The following is a 16,844-nucleotide window of genomic DNA, read 5'->3' as shown; positions in this document are numbered from 1 at the left end:
GAGGTCTGGCGGAATCGATTTCCGCTTGACCGGAGAGGGAATCGGCTATCGTTTCCCAGCTGCAGCAGGGTGGAGTAACCGATGAAAGCCGTCGTCTTCGAAAAATTCGGCGAAGCGCCGACGATCCAGACCGTTCCCGATCCGAAGCCGGCCGCCGATGGCGTCGTCATCAAGGTCGAGGCGACCGGCCTGTGCCGCAGCGACTGGCATGGCTGGATGGGTCATGACGACAGCATCACGCTGCCGCACGTGCCGGGCCACGAACTGGCCGGCATCGTCGTCGCTGCCGGCAAGCAGGTCACCCGCTGGAAGGCCGGCGAACGCGTCACCGTGCCGTTCGCCGTCGGCTGCGGCCGCTGCTTCGAGTGCAATTCGGGCAATCACCAGGTCTGCGAGCACCAGACGCAGCCTGGCTTCACCGGCTGGGGCTCGTTTGCCGAATATGTCGCCATAGAACACGCCGACACCAATCTCGTGCGCTTGCCCGACGAAATGGAATTCGCCACCGCCGCCAGCCTCGGCTGCCGGTTCGTCACCTCGTTTCGCGCCATTGTCGATCAGGGCCGGGTGAAGCCGGGCGAATGGGTCGCGGTGCATGGCTGCGGCGGCGTCGGCCTGTCTGCGATCATGATCGCCAGTTCCATGGGCGCCAATGTCATCGCCATCGACCTCACCGACGAGAAGCTGGATTTTGCCAAAAAGATCGGCGCCGTCGCCACCATCAATGCGTCAAAGACCCCGAATGTGGTCAAGGCGGTCAAGCAGATCACCAATGGCGGCGCGCATATGTCGATGGACGCGCTCGGCCACCCCACCACCTCGTTCAATTCGATTGCCAATCTGCGCCGGCGCGGCCGCCATGTGCAGGTCGGCCTGATGCTGGGCGAGCATGCCCGGCCGCAGGTGCCGATGGACAAGGTGATCGCCTTCGAGCTCGAGATCCTCGGCAGCCACGGCATGCAGGCCTACCGCTACGAGGCGATGATGGACATGATCCGCAACGGCAAGCTCAAGCCCGAATTGCTGGTCGGCAAGAAGATCAGCCTCGATGAGGCGCCGGCGGCCTTGGTGGCGATGGGCGGCTTCGAGGGCATCGGCATTGGGGTGGTGACGAAGTTTTAGCAGAGGGCGGCACCGTCATCAGGCGATCGCGCGTCGTGGCAATTCCTGCTTTGCGAATCGCTTGGCGCCTACGACGCAAAGCACCACGCCAAGCGTGACGACGACCATCAGCGGGCTGACCTGCTCGTGCAGCAGCGTCGCCGCCAGTGCCAGACCGAAGAAGGGCTGCAGCAGCTGCAACTGCCCGACAGCGGCGATGCCGCCTTGCGCGAGCCCGCGATACCAGAACACGAAGCCGATCAGCATGCTGAACAGCGAGACATAGGCAAGCCCGATCCACGCACTGACGCCGACGCCGTCGAACGACGGCGGCATGGTCATCAGCGTCAGCACCAGCATGATCGGCAGCGACAGCACCAGCGCCCAGCAGATCACTTGCCAGCCGCCAAGCTTGCGTGACAGGGCGGCGCCCTCGGCATAGCCCAGACCGCAGGCGATGATGGCAGCCAGCATCAGACCATCGCCCACCGGCGAGGCGGTCACGCCCTGCGTCAGCGCAAAACCCGCGACCAGCGCGCTGCCCACGCACGAAAACAACCAGAATGCCGGCCTCGGCCGGTCGCCGCCGCGCAGCACGCCGAAGATCGCGGTCGCCAGCGGCAGCAGGCCGACGAAGATGATGGAATGGGCCGTAGTGACGTGCTTCAGCGCCAGAGCGGTCAGCAAGGGAAAGCCCACCACCACGCCCAGCGCCACGATCACCAGCGACATCAGATCGCCGCGCCCCGGGCGTTTCTGCCGGAACAGGACGAGCAGCGCCAGGCCAAGCAGGCCGGCAATCGCCGCTCGGGCCGATGTCAGGAATGTCGGATCGAAATCCTTCACCGCCACGCGCGTAGCCGGCAGCGAGCCGCTGAAGATCAACACGCCGATGAATCCGTTCACCCAGCCGCCCGCGGTCTTGTCCATTTTATGCTCCGTTTGTCGGCTCTGTATGGAGCCGAACCCGTGGCTTTGCCAGAGACAATGCGGTACACTTATGCAAAACTGTCATGGTCAACAGAGCAGTACGGATGGACAAGCAGACCACAGAAAGCGAGAGCGGCGGAACGCTCGTCGAAGGCGTTATGGCGACAATCCGCCAGCGGATCGCGGCGCGCAGCCTGACGCCGGGAGCACGACTGCCCTCGATCCGCGCCTTCGCCAAATCCATGCAGGTGTCCAAATCCACCGTGGTCGAAGCCTATGAGCGGCTCGCCGCCGAAGGTGCGATCCGTTCGCGGCCGGGATCCGGCTTCTATGCCGCCGGCTCGCTGGCGCCGCTGTCGCTGGCCGAAATCGGCCCCCGCCTCGACCGCGCCGTCGATCCGCTCTGGATCTCGCGCCAGTCCCTGGAAGCAGGCGACGACATGCTGAAGCCCGGCTGCGGCTGGTTGCCGGCCTCGTGGATGCCTCAGACAGGACTGCGCCGGGCGCTGCGCACGGTGGCGCGCGCCGACGATATCGCGCTGGCCGACTACGGCACGCCGCTCGGGCTGCCGCCGCTGCGGCAATTGCTGGCGCGGCGTATGGCCGGGCACGGCATCGAAGTCTCGCCCGAGCAGATCATGTTGACGGAATCGGGCACGCAGGCCATCGACCTTCTGTGCCGGTTCCTCATCGAACCCGGCGATACGGTGCTGGTCGACGACCCCTGCTATTTCAACTTCCACGCGCTGCTGCGCGCCCACCGGGCCAAGGTCGTCAGCGTCCCTTACACGCCGTCGGGGCCGGATATCGAGCTGTTCGCGCAGGCGCTGGCCGAGCACCGGCCGCGCCTCTACATCACCAACTCCGCCATCCACAACCCGACCGGCGCGATCCTGTCGCCGGTCACGGCGCACCGGCTGCTGAAGCTCGCCGACCAATCGGAATTGACCATCGTCGAGGACGATATCTTCGCCGATTTCGAACATGCGCCGGCGCCCAGGCTGGCGGCGTTCGATGGTCTCAACCGCGTCGTCCATATCGGCAGCTTTTCCAAGACGCTGTCAGCGTCGGTTCGCTGCGGCTTCATCGCGGCACCCCGTGACTGGATCGAGCCGCTGACCGACCTCAAGATCGCCACGACCTTCGGCGGCGGGCGGCTTGCGGCCGAACTGGTGCTGACCCTGTTGAAGGACGGCAGCTATCGCAAGCACATGGATTTGCTGCGCGCGAAGCTTGCGCGCGCCATGGGCGAGACGAGCGCCCACCTGAAGGCGATCGGCGTCATGCCCTGGATTGACCAGCCGGCCGGCCTGTTCCTGTGGTGCCGCCTGCCGGATGGGGTGGATGCGGCCGAAGTGGCCCGCCGCGCTCTGGCCGACAACATCGTGCTGGCGCCCGGCAACGCATTCAGCCTGTCCGGAACAGCCAGCCGCTTCCTGCGCTTCAACGTCGCCCAATGCGCGGACGAGCGGATTTTCAAGGTGCTCGAGGCGGCGATGGCGCGTTGACGCGACCAACCTGATCCTGTTGCCTGGGTAACCTCCGGCTGCTAGTGAACGGCCCGCGCACTCGAGAGAATGTCCGCGCCATCATTTTCCGGGATAGCGGTTATGGGAACCAGCAAGTCAGCAGACAAGTAGGCCGCAACAGCACTTCGTTGTTGCGGCGGTCCGTCATTTCCCATTTTTAGTGAGAACGGCAGATCGCCGCCAAATGTACCCATTTGAGCGGATGTTCAATCATGCCTTGTCCAAAAAACCCGACATGGACCACTTCCCTGCCAGCAGCCATGGTGCTGATGGCGCCCTTCGACATCCTGGCCTCGCTGGCCATGGATATCTACCTCCCGATCGTTCCAACGATGCCGGGGATCCTCAAGACATCACCTGAGGTCATCCAGCTGACGCTGAGTCTCTACATGATCTGTCTTGGCCTCGGCCAGATCGTCTTCGGCCCGATTTCCGACAGGATCGGCAGGCGCCCGGTGCTGATCGGTGGCGCGCTTTTGTTTGCAGGCGCTTCCTTCCTGCTCGCCGGGACCTCGCTGGCCACGGTCTTTGTTGCCTTGCGCGTCGTGCAGGCCATCGGTGCGTCGGCGGTTCTCGTTGCGACCTTCGCAACGGTTCGCGACGTCTATGCGCAAAGGCCTGAAGGTGCTGTTATCTACGGCCTGTTCAGCTCGATGCTGGCTGTCGTGCCGGCGCTGGGGCCGATTGCCGGTGCCTTGATCGCCGACAATCTCGGCTGGCGCGCGATCTTCCTGACGCTCGGCGGTCTGGCCACGGCCGCCACCCTCAACGCATGGCCGCGATGGCATGAAACACGCCCTTCGAATGGCGACGGTAGGCGCATGGCGTTTCGCCCCATTCTCTCCAGCTTCGCCTTCTGGACTTATACGCTGGGTTTCAGCGCGGCCATGGGCGCCTTCTTCATGTTCTTTTCGACGGCGCCACGGGTGCTCATGGATCGCGCCGGCTTTTCACAAATCGGTTTCAGCCTTGCCTTCGCCACCGCGGCGCTGGTGATGATCGTGACCACCCGCTTCGCCAAAAAATTCATTGCACACTGGGGCATCGCGGGCAGCGTCGCGCGCGGCATGGCGATGTTGCTGCTCGGCGCGGCACTGCTGGCAATCGGGCAGATATTCGCGGCGCCGTCCTTCGTCACATTCGTCGGCCCGATGTGGGTCATCGCCGTGGGCATCGTCTTCACTGTTTCGGTCACCGCGAACGGTGCACTCGAGGCTTTCGGCGATGTCGCGGGAACCGCCGTCGCGCTCTACTTCTGCATCCAGAGCCTTGTCGTCGGCATCCTCGGCACGCTGTTCGTCATACTGCTCGGCGGAGACACGGCGTGGCCATTGGTGGGCTATTGTTCGGTCATGGCGACGCTCACACTAAGTGCGCTGAGGCATTTGCGGAAACGCCAAACCGAATAGACGGGAAGGATGAGGAGCCTGGGCCGTTGGCGCAGGCTTCTCGTCGTTGTCAGCGAGACGTCGTACAGACCTCCCGCACGCAATCACGCAACCAGCGCTGTGCCGGATCGGCATCGAGCCGCGGATGCCACAGGATGGAGATGGTGACCCCAGCGGTGGCAACCGGCAGGGGAAAGCTGTGCATGCCGGCGCGTGCGCCCTCGGTATGCCGCTCCGGAACGCTGGCGATCAGGTCTGATGTGCGGGCCATGGCAAGGGCTGCCGAGAAACCGGAAACCATGCACACGACTGTCCGCTGCAGCCCGAGCCGGTTCAAAGCCTCGTCGATCGGCCCCTTCTCGCGGCCGCGCCGTGAAACGCTGATGTGCCGGCCTGCCGCATAGCGCTCCGGCGTCACCGTGTCCTCGCTCAAGGGATGGCCTGTTCGCACGGCGCCGATGAAGCGGTCGCGAAGCAACGCCTGGATGCGCACCTCCGGCCCGGTCTCGCCAGCGACGCCTATGTCCAGATCGATCGCCGCGTCGCGCAACGACATGACGTCCTTGTCGGACTTCGGTGCAAAGCGCAGCCGCACGCCGGGCGCATCGGCCTGGATACGGGCGACGAGACGAGGAGCGAATTCTTCGACGAAGCTCTCATTGGTGCGCAGCGTGAAGACCCTGTCCAGGCTCCGCAGATCAAGCAGGGTGGCAGGACGCAGCAGCGCCTCCGCATCCTGGACGACACGGCCAACCTGCTGTCGCAGTTCTTCCGCACGCGGCGTCGCCACCAGACCGCGACCGGCGCGAACCAGCAGCGGGTCGCCCGTCGCCTCGCGCAGCCGCGACAGTGTCCGGCTCATCGCCGAGGGACTGAGGCGCAGACGGCTGGCGGCACGCGCCACGCTGCCTTCGGTCAGCAGAACGTCGAGAGCGAACAGCAGATTGAGATCGGGCGATGTCATTGGCGGATCATGGCACGATATGGCGTCAAACGCACGAATAAGATGCAAATGCTGCGTCTTCCGCCATATAGGCCAAGGGACTAGATCTCCAGCAGCTCCGCTTCTGGGGCTGATGGAAGGAGATCGCAGTGGCAATCGCTGAGCAAAATCGAGACGGACGCGCATCGGTGCTGCCACAGATGCAATCCGCCCGCTGGGCGCTGGCAAGCCTGTCGCTCGCCACGCTGCTGTCGTCGCTGGGAACCAGCATTGCCAGCGTCGGGTTGCCGTCGCTGATGCAGAATTTCGGCGCGTCGTTCCAGTCCGTGCAATGGGTTGTCCTGGCCTATCTGCTGGCCATCACCACACTGATCGTCAGCGCCGGCCGGCTGGCCGACATGTTCGGGCGCCGGCCCTTGCTGCTTGGCGGCATCGCGCTGTTCACATCGGCATCGGTGCTCTGCGGCCTGGCACCGACTCTCTGGCTGCTGATCGCCGCGCGCACCGGGCAGGGACTTGGCGCGGCGCTGATGATGGCGCTGACGCTGGCTTTTGTCGCCGAAACCGTGACCAAGGACAGAATCGGCAGCGCCATGGGCCTGCTCGGCGCCATGTCCGCGATCGGCACGACACTTGGCCCCTCGCTCGGCGGCCTTTTGATCGCCGGCTTCGGCTGGCGAACGATCTTCCTCATCAATGTCCCGCTGGGTGTGCTCACCTTCGCTCTCGCCTGGCGTGCCTTACCGGCGCGCAGCAAGACAGCGCAGGTCGACCGAGGCACGTTCGATGTCATGGGCACCGCGCTGCTGGCCCTGACACTGGCCGCCTATGCGCTGGCCATGACGCTTGGGAGAGGCAATTTCGAACCGCTCAACGTCGGCCTGCTGGTCGCTGCCGGCATCGGCGTTTTTCTGTTCGCCGCCGCTCAGGCGAGGGTGAAAAACCCCTTGATCCAGCTCGCCAGCTTCCGCGATCTCCAACTGAGCGCCAGTCTCGCCATGAGCCTCGTTGTCGCCACGGTGATGATGGCGACCCTGGTGGTTGCCCCGTTCTACCTGTCGCGCGGACTTGGGCTCGATGCCGCAATGGTCGGCCTCGTGCTGTCGACCGGGCCGCTTGTCTCGACCCTGTCGGCGCTGGTGGCCGGACGCTTGACTGATCGCTTCGGCGCCCACAGGATGATGGTCGTAGGCCTGCTCAGCCTCTCGACAGGCACGTTCCTGCTGTCGCTCGCCATGACCAAACTCGGCATTGCCGGCTATGTCGTTCCGATCACCGTCACCTGCATCGGCTACGCGCTGTTCCAGACGTCGAACAATGCAGCCGTCATGACCGGTGTCGAAACCAGCCAGCGCGGCGTCATATCCGGCCTGCTCAACCTTTCGCGCAATCTCGGCCTCATCACCGGCGCATCATTGATGGGCGCCATATTCGCCGTCGCATCGGCCGAAGGGCACGCAGGCATTGGTCAGACGTTTTTGGGTTCCGAGGCCGCCGCGAGGGGAATGCAGGTCACCTTTCAGACAGCAACGGCGCTGGCGTTGGTCGCGCTGTTCCTCGCGCTGCTCTCAGCCCGCGCCGAGTTCAAGCGGCACAGGCCGGTGGAAGTGTCGCAAAACCTCTGACTTCGCGCAGACTGAACGCCGCCTGCCGGATCGCGCCTAGGCGCCTGCCCGCTTGCGGCGCTCATAAAGCATGACCAGCGTTTCAGCCATCAGGGCAGGCTTTTCCTCGCCTTCGATCTCGACCGTGTTGGCCGCCTTCATCAGATACTGGCCGGGCCCCCTGTCCTCCATGGACAGCAGCGTGGTGCGCAGCCTGATGCGCGCGCCGACCTTGACCGGCGCCAGGAACCGCACCTTATCGAAGCCATAATTGAAGGCGGCCTGCGTATTCTCGGGCACGATGCCCATGCCGAGTGCCAGCGCGCCGATGATCGACAGCGTCAGGTAGCCATGCGCGATCGTCGTGCGGAACGGGCTTTGCCGCCGCGCCCTTTCAGGATCGACATGAATCCATTGATGGTCGCCGGTGCATTCGGCGAACTGGTCGATGCGGTTCTGGTCGACCGTCGTCCATTCCGACACACCGAGCTCTTGCCCGGCCATCGTCCTCAACTGGTCGAAGGTCGGCGGCGTTTTAGGCCGTATTTCAGTCATTCCTGCTTTCCCGATCGCTTACAACGCCTCCGGACCACGAACTGACAGCCTCTGTCAATTCGCCCTGCGTGAATCCGTTCCGCCGAATCCGGCCGCAATCGCACCATGCCGCGAGGGCAGTCGCAGGTTAAATCGGGATTTCTAGGCTTCGGGCCAGCCGGCAGCAACGAACCGGCCTCGGCCATATCTGCTACTTCTTCTCGTAGCCGGCGCGGATTTCCTCCATCGCCTCCTTGATGCGCGTGCGCAGGATGTCGACCGATTCGGTGCCGGATTTCTTGACCAGTTCAGCCACTTCGCCGGCATTCTTCAACGCGGCCTCGAAGGACTTTCTGGCAAACTCCGTCTGTTTGGCCATCAATTCCTGCGGATTACCCGGCGCCCTGTAGCTCTGCGCCATGTCCGTGACCTCGCGCAGTGTGTCCTGTAGCATCTCGCGCTGCCTGGACAACAGCGAGGTTGCGCCGGCGGCACCGGCTCGTGCCGATTTCTCCAGTGCTTCGAGGTTCTTGCGATGATGGGCGAGGATCGCCTCGACGTCGACATTGGGCACCTTCAGGTCGCGACCGAACCTGCCGAACATGTCCATGAAGGAATCGGATTCCGGTTGTTTTGCCATGCTCGTTTGCTCCCCTTTTGCCGCGGATGCGGGCGCCCTCAGCTGGAGAATAGCATCCGCGTGCCGTGTGTCCATTTCCAACGCGATGGAATCAGCGCCAGCCTCGCCGCGGGTCAATTCACGAGGAACAGCCGCTCGGCCACATAAAGCACGACACCCGCGAGCCCACCGATGATCATGCCGTTGAAGCGGATGTATTGCAGGTCCTTGCCGATGTTCATCTCGATCAGTCGCGTCAGCTGCGCGAGGTCCCAGCGCTTGACCTGGTCGGCGATGAATGTCGACACGCCGCTCTTCTGGCTCTCGACGAACGACGCGAGCGCCACCACGAACCCCTGGTTCATGTCGGCCCTGATCTGCGCATCGCCGGCAAGATGCCGACCGACCTCGACGAACATGTTGGCGAGATGCGCGCGGATAACCGAATTCGGCGCCTTGGCGTCCTGCTCGATGAACTGGCTGAGGCTTGCCCACATGTCGCCGGCCAATCCCTTGACCTCCGGACGGGCCAGGAAATCGCGCTTCAGCTTCTCGGCGCGTTTGGCATATTGCTTCGATGTCCTCAGCTTTTCGATGAAGCCTTGAGCGAAACGATCGAACTCGGCGCGCATCGGGTGATCGGGATCGGCCCTCACCTCATCGAGCAGCGAGCCGGCCGAAGCGACGATTTTCTTCAGGAGATAGGCGTCGGCTCTGAATAGGTTGAACAGCGACGGCAGTTCCTCGCGGATCTTCTCGCGCATCGTCGCCAGCGCCTGTTCGTCGTTGAGAAACCGGCCGATCACCTTGGTGAATTCGTCGAACAGTTTCTGGTGGCGGCGATCATCGGTCAGGGCTGAGAGCAGCTCGGCAGCCAGCGGCGCCAGCGGCACCTTTTCGATCTGTTCCAGCATGCGGCTGGTGACGAAGCCGCGCAAGCCGGATTGCTCGACAGCGGCAAGCGTCTGCGGCACCAGCCGCACGACAAAGCGCGACAGGCCGGCGGCGCGCGCTGTATCGGCCAGCCAGTCGGCGACGAGCGCCGAAAAATCGACCTCGGCAAGCTTTTCACGCACCGGTTCAGGCGCCAGGAAATTGACCTCGATGAAGCGGCCGAGATTGTCGGCGATGCGATGCTGGTTCTCGGGGATGATGGCGGTGTGCGGGATCGGCAGCCCCAGCGGCCGTCGAAACAACGCCACCACCGCGTACCAGTCGGCCAGGCCACCGATGGTCGCGGCCTCGGCAAAGGCTGCGACGAAGCCGAGCCACGGATAGATGTGCTCGAATGATTTTGCGACCGCAAACACCAGCACGCACAGCGCCAGCGCCGCCGCTGCAACGAATTTTGTCCGCCGCAACGCGGAAAGCTTGGCATCATCCGCGTCGGTATCGAAACGGACAGGCGCCAGGGACGAAGCCGATTGTGACATGGGTGAGCCGCTCCTCGTCGATCTCAGGCTATTTAGTGGTTTGACAGCCAAAATACCCGCGACAGCCGGTTTCGCGCCAAATCTTGCTCGGGCGCGCACACAAAGTTGAGGAGAAAATTCATCTATTGGTCGAAGCTAGTCTGGAATTGTTCCAAGGTATAGGCCATATTCCGCCGAGGCCAATGTGGCGAATCCGGAATTTCGGGTCAAAGCCGCATCAGCAAAATTTCCAGATCTGGCGTGGTTGCACCGCACCAGTGCCTTGTGAGGACAAAATGCGGCTTACGCGCCAGACCAACTATGCCATGCGCATCTTGATGTATTGCGCGGCCAATGATGACCGACTGAGCCGTATCCCCGAGATCGCGGCCGCCTATTCGGTGTCGGAGCTTTTCCTGTTCAAGATCCTGCAGCCGCTGGTCGAGCACGGCCTTGTCCAGACCGTGCGTGGCAGGAATGGCGGTGTCAAGCTTGGCCGGGCGGCTGAAGCCATCAGCCTGTTCGATGTCGTGCGCGTGACGGAAGAGAGCTTCGCCATGGCCGAGTGCTTCGAGAACGATGCCGCCGAATGCCCGCTGGTCGACAGCTGCGCGCTGAATTCGGCGCTGCGCGAGGCGCTGAACGCGTTCTTCGCCGTGCTCTCCCGCTACACGATCGCCGACCTCGTGGCGGCACGCCCGAACGTGCGCAACCTGCTCGGCATCGACATGCTGATGGAGCGCCGCGCCCCGGCTGCCTGAACTTGGCCACATCGTGGTCTGGCTAGACCTACTGCAATAAACTAGGCTGCTGACTGCGGCAGCACGAACGGCATGTTTCCGGCCGGCAGCACGCCGACTCTGAGCCGGCAGTCGAACACTTTTTCGATCAGATCATCGCTCAGCACGTCCTGCGGCGACCCGGTGGCGGCCAGCCGGCCACGATGCATGACGAAGATCCGGTCGGCATACATGGCCGTGAGATTGAGGTCATGCAGGATGGCAGCCACGCCACCGCCCCTTCTGGCGAAGTCGCGGGCAATGCTCATGATGATCAGCTGGTGCTTGATGTCGAGGCTGGAAACCGGCTCATCGAGGAAGAGATAGCGCGGCTTGCCGTCGAGCACCGGTGCCCAGACCTGGCACAGCACGCGCGCAAGCTGGACGCGCTGTTGCTCGCCGCCCGAAAGCTCCTGGTAGAAACGTCCGCCAAAGCCGTCGAGATCGACGCGCGCCAGCGCCCGTTCCGGCAGCCGCGCATCCTCGCCCGGCAAGACGCCCGAGCGGCCGCCGACAAGGCCAAGCTTGACCACTTCTCGCACCGTGAACGGGAACGACAACGTCGTCGCCTGCGGCAGCACCGCGCGCTGGACGGCGGTCTCGACCGGCTTCATCGCGCGGAGATCGCGGCCGTTGAGCGCGACGCGCCCGGTATAGGCGAGTTCGCCGGAAAGCGCCTTGAGGAAGGTCGTCTTACCCGAACCATTGGGGCCGACGATGGCGGCGATCTCGCCGGGCCGCGCGTGGAAATCGACACCGGTGACGATAGGCTTGCCGGCGATATCAACCGAAACATCCCTTGCCTCGATCATCCAAACCTCACAAGTCAATCACGCCGCGCTTGCGCAGCAGGATCCAAAGGAAGAACGGTGCGCCGGCGATCGCGGTGACGATGCCGATCGGCAGTTCGGCCGGCGCCACGATGGTGCGCGCGACCGCATCGGCCAGAAGCAGCAGCGAGGCGCCGAGCAACGCGGACGCCGGCAGCAGATAGCGATTGTCCGGACCAATAGCCAAGCGCAGCAGATGCGGCACCACGATGCCGACGAAGCCGATGCCGCCGCTGACGGCAACGGACGCGCCGACCGCCGCCGAGACGCCGATGATGGCCGTGTATTTCAGTCGCTGCACCGGAATGCCGAGATGGCCGGCGGTCGCCTCGCCCAGCGCCAGCGCGTTGAGGCCGCGTGCCAGGAACGGCATCGCCGCCAGCGCCAGCACGATGATCGGCCCGACCGAAGCAATCTTCGCCCAGGTCGCGCCGCCGAGCGATCCGAGTTGCCAGAAAGTCAGGTCGCGCAACTGGCGATCGTCGGCCATGAAGATGAGGATGCCGGTCAGCGCCATCGCAAGCGCCGCCAGCGCGATGCCAGCGAGCAGCATTGTGGCAACCGAGGTTTGTCCCCGTCGCGTGGCAACCTGATAGAGCACGAGCGTTGTGGCGAGCCCGCCACAGAAGGCCGCCAGCGGCAATGCAAGCGTGCCGAGCAAGGCTGTCACCGGAGCCAATATTGTGGCGCCGAGCACGATGACGGCAACCGCGCCGAGGCTGGAGCCAGCCGAAACACCGATCAGGCCGGGGTCGGCCAGCGGATTGCGGAATAGTCCCTGCATGACCGCGCCGGAAACCGCGAGCGCCGCGCCGACCAGCATGCCGAGGATGATGCGCGGCAGGCGGATGTCGTAGACGATCAGGCTGTCGCGGGCGCTCAACGCAGCGTTATCAGGCACGGTGCCGAACAGCCAGTCGCCGATGACGTTGACGGCCGATGCGTCCGACGCCCCCGATGTCAGCGACAGGAAAACGGCAGCCGCGAGCCCCAGGCACAGCAGAAGAATGACGATGCGGGCGCGGCCCGACCGGTCGCCTTCAAATGCGCTCGCCATCACCGGACCGGCGATCGATTGATCAACCATGATCTGCCTACTCAGTCCGTGACCTGCCCGCCATAAAGCGAGACAGCGAGGTCGTGGATGGCATCAGCCGTGCGTGGTCCGAAGCCGAGTAGATAGGCGCCATCGATGCGGATCAGCTTGCGTGCGGTTCCGGCCGGCGTCGAGGCGATCGACGGATTGCCGAACAGTTCGTCGTCAGATACCGGAGGCCCGGCATTGCTCATCATAAGGATCACGTCCGGCCTAGCGGAGATAACAGCCTCGTCCGACATCTGCTTGTAGCCGGAAAAGCCCTCGACCGCGTTGACGCCGCCAGCCAGCTTGACCATGCCGTCGGCGGCGGTCTCGCTGCCGGCCGCCAGGATCTTGCCGCCCTGTATCGACAGCACGAACAGGATGCGCTTGCGCTGCTTGATCGACGCCGTCTGCCGTTCGGCGGCCGTGAGCTTGGCATCGAGCTCCCTGGCCAGCACCTCGGCCTTGGCATCGACGCCGAGCGCCTTGCCGACGATGCGGACCTTTTCGAGGATGCCTTCGTGGCTATAGTGCTCGGGCACCTCGATGAACGGGACGCTCGTCTTCTTCAAGACATCGACGGCTTCCTTGGGGCCGCTGCCATGCAGTGCCAGGATGCCGGTCGGGTTGACCGACAGCACACCTTCCGGTGACAGCGCGCGCATGTAGCCGACATCAGGCAGTTCAAGCGCCGCCTTTGGGTACCGGCTGGTGGAATCGCGCGCCACCAGATGCTTCTCCTCGCCGAGCGCATAGACGATCTCGGTGATCGAACCGCCAATGGCCGCAATTTTCGAGGGATCGGCGAAGACGGCCGTGCCTTCGGTGGCGCCAGCAGGTTGCAGCGCGACAAAAGCCAGAGAAAGACCGGCCATCGACCCGAGGATCGATCCGCGCACAGCCGGCAGTCCGGGGAAAAAACGCATCTTACTTTCCTCAGGCTGCGGTCGGGCTTGGGATGCGCGGCAGGTTTTCCGCCAGGAACCGCCAGTCGTCACGCTCGCTTTCGCCTTCATGACGCTTGCCGAAGAACTGGATGATCATCTTGCCGTCGACGTCATAGACCTCGAGCGAGGTGACATGACCGTCCTTGGTCGGCTTGCGCACGGCCCAGACCTCGTGGATGTGATCGGTTCGCAGATGCAGGTGGAAGGTTTCGTCCAGCACATTGATCCATGGCCCCATCGGCTTGATCGATTTGATCGGCCCGGAATGGATCTGGATGCAGCCGCGGTTTCCGACAAAGCACATGATCGGCATCTCGCCTTCCACGGCATGATGGAACATGGCCCGAACGGCATCATTGTCGAGCAGCCAGGCATAGTCCTGGCCGACCATGCGCACCGCCTGCCGGCGGCTGAGCTTCAGCGTCTTCAGCATGCCGAAGAACTGGTGCACGTCGGTCAGCCGGCTCCAGCGGTCGCGCAGATCGTCGAGATTGGCGGCCGCTTCGTCGCCATGGATCTCGTCATCGGGGAGTGGCCCTGAAATGTCGACCGTCGGCTCCTGGTTGGACGATTCGAGCGCGGCGACCAGCTTCTGATAGGCATAGAGGCTGGAGGCCGGTCGCAGATGCACCTTGTGCACGGCCTCGCCTGCGGGGTCGAAGAACTGCAAGCTGCGGCGGATCTCGTCGCCATCGCGCTTTTCCACGGCAAAGCCGTGTGCCCACACCTTCGGGAAGATGCGCAAATCGATGTTTTCGCCAAGCACCATGGCATTGTGGTTACCGGTGACAACCTTGTCATAGACACCGATCTTTTCGTGCACCGCGCTTTCATTGCGGGTCAGCGCCATGACCTCGCCGACGGCTTCGAGGCCGGTCAAAAGATCGTTGACGCGCGGCTCGATACGGACGACGCCGTCGCCGCTATGCGCGGCGACCAGCTCGGCCTCCGAAATGCCGAGCTGGGCAGCCAGATCACGCTCGCGCGTCTTCGGATTGTCTGTCCGTGCCCGCCGGATTTCCTGCGGGGCGGGTTTTACGCGCTGGTCCATGTCTCGTCCCTGTTGCCTTGTCTTACTTGTTGAGAATGAGCTTGCCCTGGCGGGTGATCTTCAGCCGGTAGAGCGCGCCATGATGCTCGATGCCGATCTCGTGCTCGCCCTGGAACAGGGTGTTGCTGGACAGGGTCCGCACCGCCAGCGGAACCCGGTCGAAACGGACGGAGGCATCGTCGGAACGGCGGACGCGATAGCGAAAATCGTTGGGATTGTGGGTGTTCATCTGGATCGATCCCTTTCCTGTGCCGGGCGTCTGGCTAGGCGTTGCGTAATCCGATTCATTTCTTGACTTGAATAATCATGTTTACTAGTCAGTGCAATACCGGATTAAATGAGTCAACATTTAAGACGCCGGACACGATCAAAACTGCCAGCCAGCCCCGGGCCAGCCAGCATGAAACCTGGACTTTGGAGTTGGGGCATGGGGTTGATGACTTGGGAATGGCGCGGCCGGTCGGCAGCGAAGGGCATGGCGGCTTTGCTGGCAAGCGTGGCGGCGATCGCCTTGTCGGCGCAACTGGCCAACGCTCAGCAGGCGGCGCAGCCGGCAGATCAAACGAAGAAGGCTGACGAGGAAAAGCCCGCCCCTGCGGGCGCAACGCTGCTCGACAAGATCCTCGTCATCAGCCGCACCGGCGAGACGGCGATCGAATCGCTGGCGTCGGCCAGCCATGTCGATCAGGAACAGCTCGACCGCCGCATGGCGACGACGCCGAACGAGATGCTGCTCGGCGTGCCCGGTGTCGCTGCCCAGGCCGACGCCAGGCGCGTCAGCACCAGCATCAACATCCGCGGCTTGCAGGATTTCGGCCGCGTCGCGGTCATCGTCGACGGCGCCCGTCAGAATTTCCAGCGCTCCGACCACGGCACCCAGTCGACCTTCTACATCGACCCCGAGCTTGTCAAATCCGTCGACGTGATCCGCGGTCCTGTCGCCAACACCTACGGCTCAGGCGCTATCGGCGGCGTCGTCTTCTTCGACACCAAGGACGCCGAGGATTTCCTCAAGCCGGACGAGACATGGGCCGGCTCCGTCACGGGACGCTATGAGAGCAACGGCAAGGGCTGGACATCAAGCGCATCCGGCGCCTATCGCTTCAATGAGAACTGGGACGCGCTGGGCAACATCGTCTATCGCAACTATGACGACTACAAGGATGGCGGCGGCGACACAGTCAAGGGCACCGGCTTCGACGTGCTCAGCGGCCTGCTCAAGACAACCATCCGCCCGACCGACAACAGCGAACTGAAGCTCGGCTGGGTCGGTTCAAGCGACGGCTGGAACGAGATCAGCGGCGGCGTGCCGGTCAATGACGTCGACCTGAAGTCGAACACCTTCACGGCCCGCTACAACATCACCGATGAGGACAAGAGCTGGCTCGATCTCCATATCAACACCTCTTACAACAAGACCAATCTCGATCTGACCAGCCTCGTCCCTCTCAACCGGTTTGATCCAACCACCGGCCTTCCCATCGTGCTGCCGCAAGGCTCGACGTCGACCTTCGACATCGGCACGACCAGCATCGACATCTGGAACACGTCCCGATTCGAGACCGGCAATGTCGCACACGAACTGACCTATGGCGGCGACTGGGCCGGCGATAACGTCAAGACTGGCGGCACGGCCGGCGGCGACAGTTTCTACACGCCGTCGGGCAAGCGCAACGTTTCTGGCGCCTATGTCCAGGACAAGCTCACCTGGGAGTGGCTCGAAGTCATCGCCGGGCTGCGTTACGACAATTACAGCCTGAAGGACGATTCACGCGAGACATCCAGTGACAGGGTGTCGCCTCGTATCACCGTCGGTGTTTCGCCGTTCGAATCGGCTGGCCTCGCAGGCCTTCAGTTCTACGGCACCTATGCCGAGGGCTATCGCTCGCCGTCGATTACCGAAACGCTGATCAGCGGCAATCACCCGGCAGGCGTCAGCTTCCCGTTCCTGCCCAATCCCAATCTGCGGCCTGAGACCGGCAAGACGACCGAATTCGGCGTCAACTACAAGCAAAATGATATCTTGGAGGCTGGCGACGCGTTCCGTCTCAAGGCGGCGTATTTCAACAACGATGTCGACGACTATATCGAAGGCG

At 63.5% G+C, this 16,844-nt stretch carries 16 protein-coding genes; 6 read left to right on the top strand and 10 right to left on the bottom strand.

What is annotated here, in order from left to right; genetic code table 11:
* Positions 1-81 precede the first annotated feature (81 nt).
* Positions 82-1,122 (top strand): zinc-dependent alcohol dehydrogenase family protein, encoded by a 1,041-nt coding sequence (locus tag EN993_RS04920; RefSeq protein ID WP_127262547.1) that lies wholly within the window; start codon positions 82-84, stop codon positions 1,120-1,122.
* An 18-nt stretch (positions 1,123-1,140) separates the two neighbouring features.
* Here the strand turns inward: EN993_RS04920 and EN993_RS04915 are convergent, their stop codons facing one another.
* Positions 1,141-2,031 (bottom strand): DMT family transporter, encoded by an 891-nt coding sequence (locus EN993_RS04915; protein WP_109668739.1) that lies wholly within the window; start codon positions 2,029-2,031, stop codon positions 1,141-1,143.
* Between the two features lie 104 nt (positions 2,032-2,135).
* Between EN993_RS04915 and EN993_RS04910 the strand changes: the two genes are divergently transcribed.
* Positions 2,136-3,539 carry a PLP-dependent aminotransferase family protein gene (locus EN993_RS04910; protein WP_127262546.1) on the top strand — a complete coding sequence of 468 codons (1,404 nt, stop codon included), beginning with the start codon at positions 2,136-2,138 and terminating at the stop codon, positions 3,537-3,539.
* 233 nt (positions 3,540-3,772) lie between these two features.
* Complete coding sequence (gene cml, locus EN993_RS04905; RefSeq protein WP_127262545.1) at positions 3,773-4,969, top strand: CmlA/FloR family chloramphenicol efflux MFS transporter; 1,197 nt, start codon at positions 3,773-3,775, stop codon at positions 4,967-4,969.
* Positions 4,970-5,018: 49 nt separating this feature from the next.
* Here the strand turns inward: cml and EN993_RS04900 are convergent, their stop codons facing one another.
* Positions 5,019-5,912 (bottom strand): LysR family transcriptional regulator, encoded by an 894-nt coding sequence (locus EN993_RS04900; protein WP_127262544.1) that lies wholly within the window; start codon positions 5,910-5,912, stop codon positions 5,019-5,021.
* 128 nt (positions 5,913-6,040) lie between these two features.
* On the opposite strand from EN993_RS04900, the gene EN993_RS04895 reads away from it, so the two are divergent.
* Positions 6,041-7,516, top strand: a complete 1,476-nt coding sequence (locus EN993_RS04895) for an MFS transporter (protein ID WP_127262543.1) — start codon at positions 6,041-6,043, stop codon at positions 7,514-7,516.
* 36 nt (positions 7,517-7,552) lie between these two features.
* Here EN993_RS04895 and EN993_RS04890 read toward each other — a convergent pair whose 3' ends face one another.
* The 3 genes from EN993_RS04890 to EN993_RS04880 form a co-directional block, all read right to left on the bottom strand.
* The gene (locus EN993_RS04890; protein WP_109668731.1) at positions 7,553-8,050 is read right to left on the bottom strand and encodes a MaoC family dehydratase; all 498 of its coding nucleotides are present in this window, start codon (positions 8,048-8,050) and stop codon (positions 7,553-7,555) included.
* Positions 8,051-8,240: 190 nt separating this feature from the next.
* Positions 8,241-8,669 carry a phasin family protein gene (locus EN993_RS04885; RefSeq protein WP_127262542.1) on the bottom strand — a complete coding sequence of 143 codons (429 nt, stop codon included), beginning with the start codon at positions 8,667-8,669 and terminating at the stop codon, positions 8,241-8,243.
* Between the two features lie 113 nt (positions 8,670-8,782).
* On the bottom strand, positions 8,783-10,081 hold the full coding sequence (locus EN993_RS04880) for a DUF445 domain-containing protein (RefSeq protein WP_127262541.1): 1,299 nt from the start codon (positions 10,079-10,081) through the stop codon (positions 8,783-8,785).
* Between the two features lie 275 nt (positions 10,082-10,356).
* Here EN993_RS04880 and rirA point away from each other — a divergent pair, with 275 nt between their 5' ends.
* A complete protein-coding gene (gene rirA / locus EN993_RS04875; protein WP_109668725.1) occupies positions 10,357-10,821 on the top strand; it encodes an iron-responsive transcriptional regulator RirA in 465 nt (154 codons plus the stop codon).
* Between the two features lie 41 nt (positions 10,822-10,862).
* Here the strand turns inward: rirA and EN993_RS04870 are convergent, their stop codons facing one another.
* Genes EN993_RS04870 through hemP form a run of 5 tightly spaced genes read right to left on the bottom strand, consistent with a single transcriptional unit; the run spans position 10,863 to position 14,977 of the window.
* Positions 10,863-11,651, bottom strand: a complete 789-nt coding sequence (locus tag EN993_RS04870) for a heme ABC transporter ATP-binding protein (protein WP_127262540.1) — start codon at positions 11,649-11,651, stop codon at positions 10,863-10,865.
* A gap of 7 nt (positions 11,652-11,658) precedes the next feature.
* Positions 11,659-12,756, bottom strand: coding sequence for an iron ABC transporter permease (locus tag EN993_RS04865; protein WP_126068837.1), 1,098 nt, complete (start codon positions 12,754-12,756; stop codon positions 11,659-11,661).
* 11 nt (positions 12,757-12,767) lie between these two features.
* Positions 12,768-13,676, bottom strand: coding sequence for a hemin ABC transporter substrate-binding protein (locus EN993_RS04860; RefSeq protein WP_127262539.1), 909 nt, complete (start codon positions 13,674-13,676; stop codon positions 12,768-12,770).
* Between the two features lie 10 nt (positions 13,677-13,686).
* Positions 13,687-14,748, bottom strand: coding sequence for a hemin-degrading factor (locus EN993_RS04855; protein ID WP_109668716.1), 1,062 nt, complete (start codon positions 14,746-14,748; stop codon positions 13,687-13,689).
* A gap of 22 nt (positions 14,749-14,770) precedes the next feature.
* Positions 14,771-14,977 carry a hemin uptake protein HemP gene (hemP, locus tag EN993_RS04850; RefSeq protein WP_109668714.1) on the bottom strand — a complete coding sequence of 69 codons (207 nt, stop codon included), beginning with the start codon at positions 14,975-14,977 and terminating at the stop codon, positions 14,771-14,773.
* A 198-nt stretch (positions 14,978-15,175) separates the two neighbouring features.
* Here hemP and EN993_RS04845 point away from each other — a divergent pair.
* Positions 15,176-16,844: TonB-dependent receptor (locus tag EN993_RS04845; protein WP_127262538.1), on the top strand; the 1,669-nt coding region annotated here is incomplete at its 3' end.

The organism is Mesorhizobium sp. M7D.F.Ca.US.004.01.2.1 (assembly GCF_003997785.1).
Taxonomy (GTDB): domain Bacteria; phylum Pseudomonadota; class Alphaproteobacteria; order Rhizobiales; family Rhizobiaceae; genus Mesorhizobium; species Mesorhizobium loti.
This window is presented reverse-complemented; position numbering and strand designations above follow the sequence as displayed.

What these genes read in the sequence shown, in the direction of transcription:
- EN993_RS04920 (WP_127262547.1), top strand. Translation starts at nt 82, where the DNA reads ATGAAAGCCGTCGTCTTCGAAAAATTCGGCGAAGCGCCGACGATCCAG.
- EN993_RS04915 (WP_109668739.1), bottom strand. Translation starts at nt 2,031, where the DNA reads ATGGACAAGACCGCGGGCGGCTGGGTGAACGGATTCATCGGCGTGTTG.
- EN993_RS04910 (WP_127262546.1), top strand. Translation starts at nt 2,136, where the DNA reads ATGGACAAGCAGACCACAGAAAGCGAGAGCGGCGGAACGCTCGTCGAA.
- cml (WP_127262545.1), top strand. Translation starts at nt 3,773, where the DNA reads ATGCCTTGTCCAAAAAACCCGACATGGACCACTTCCCTGCCAGCAGCC.
- EN993_RS04900 (WP_127262544.1), bottom strand. Translation starts at nt 5,912, where the DNA reads ATGACATCGCCCGATCTCAATCTGCTGTTCGCTCTCGACGTTCTGCTG.
- EN993_RS04890 (WP_109668731.1), bottom strand. Translation starts at nt 8,050, where the DNA reads ATGACTGAAATACGGCCTAAAACGCCGCCGACCTTCGACCAGTTGAGG.
- EN993_RS04885 (WP_127262542.1), bottom strand. Translation starts at nt 8,669, where the DNA reads ATGGCAAAACAACCGGAATCCGATTCCTTCATGGACATGTTCGGCAGG.
- EN993_RS04880 (WP_127262541.1), bottom strand. Translation starts at nt 10,081, where the DNA reads ATGTCACAATCGGCTTCGTCCCTGGCGCCTGTCCGTTTCGATACCGAC.
- rirA (WP_109668725.1), top strand. Translation starts at nt 10,357, where the DNA reads ATGCGGCTTACGCGCCAGACCAACTATGCCATGCGCATCTTGATGTAT.
- EN993_RS04870 (WP_127262540.1), bottom strand. Translation starts at nt 11,651, where the DNA reads ATGATCGAGGCAAGGGATGTTTCGGTTGATATCGCCGGCAAGCCTATC.
- EN993_RS04865 (WP_126068837.1), bottom strand. Translation starts at nt 12,756, where the DNA reads ATGGTTGATCAATCGATCGCCGGTCCGGTGATGGCGAGCGCATTTGAA.
- EN993_RS04860 (WP_127262539.1), bottom strand. Translation starts at nt 13,676, where the DNA reads ATGCGTTTTTTCCCCGGACTGCCGGCTGTGCGCGGATCGATCCTCGGG.
- EN993_RS04855 (WP_109668716.1), bottom strand. Translation starts at nt 14,748, where the DNA reads ATGGACCAGCGCGTAAAACCCGCCCCGCAGGAAATCCGGCGGGCACGG.
- hemP (WP_109668714.1), bottom strand. Translation starts at nt 14,977, where the DNA reads ATGAACACCCACAATCCCAACGATTTTCGCTATCGCGTCCGCCGTTCC.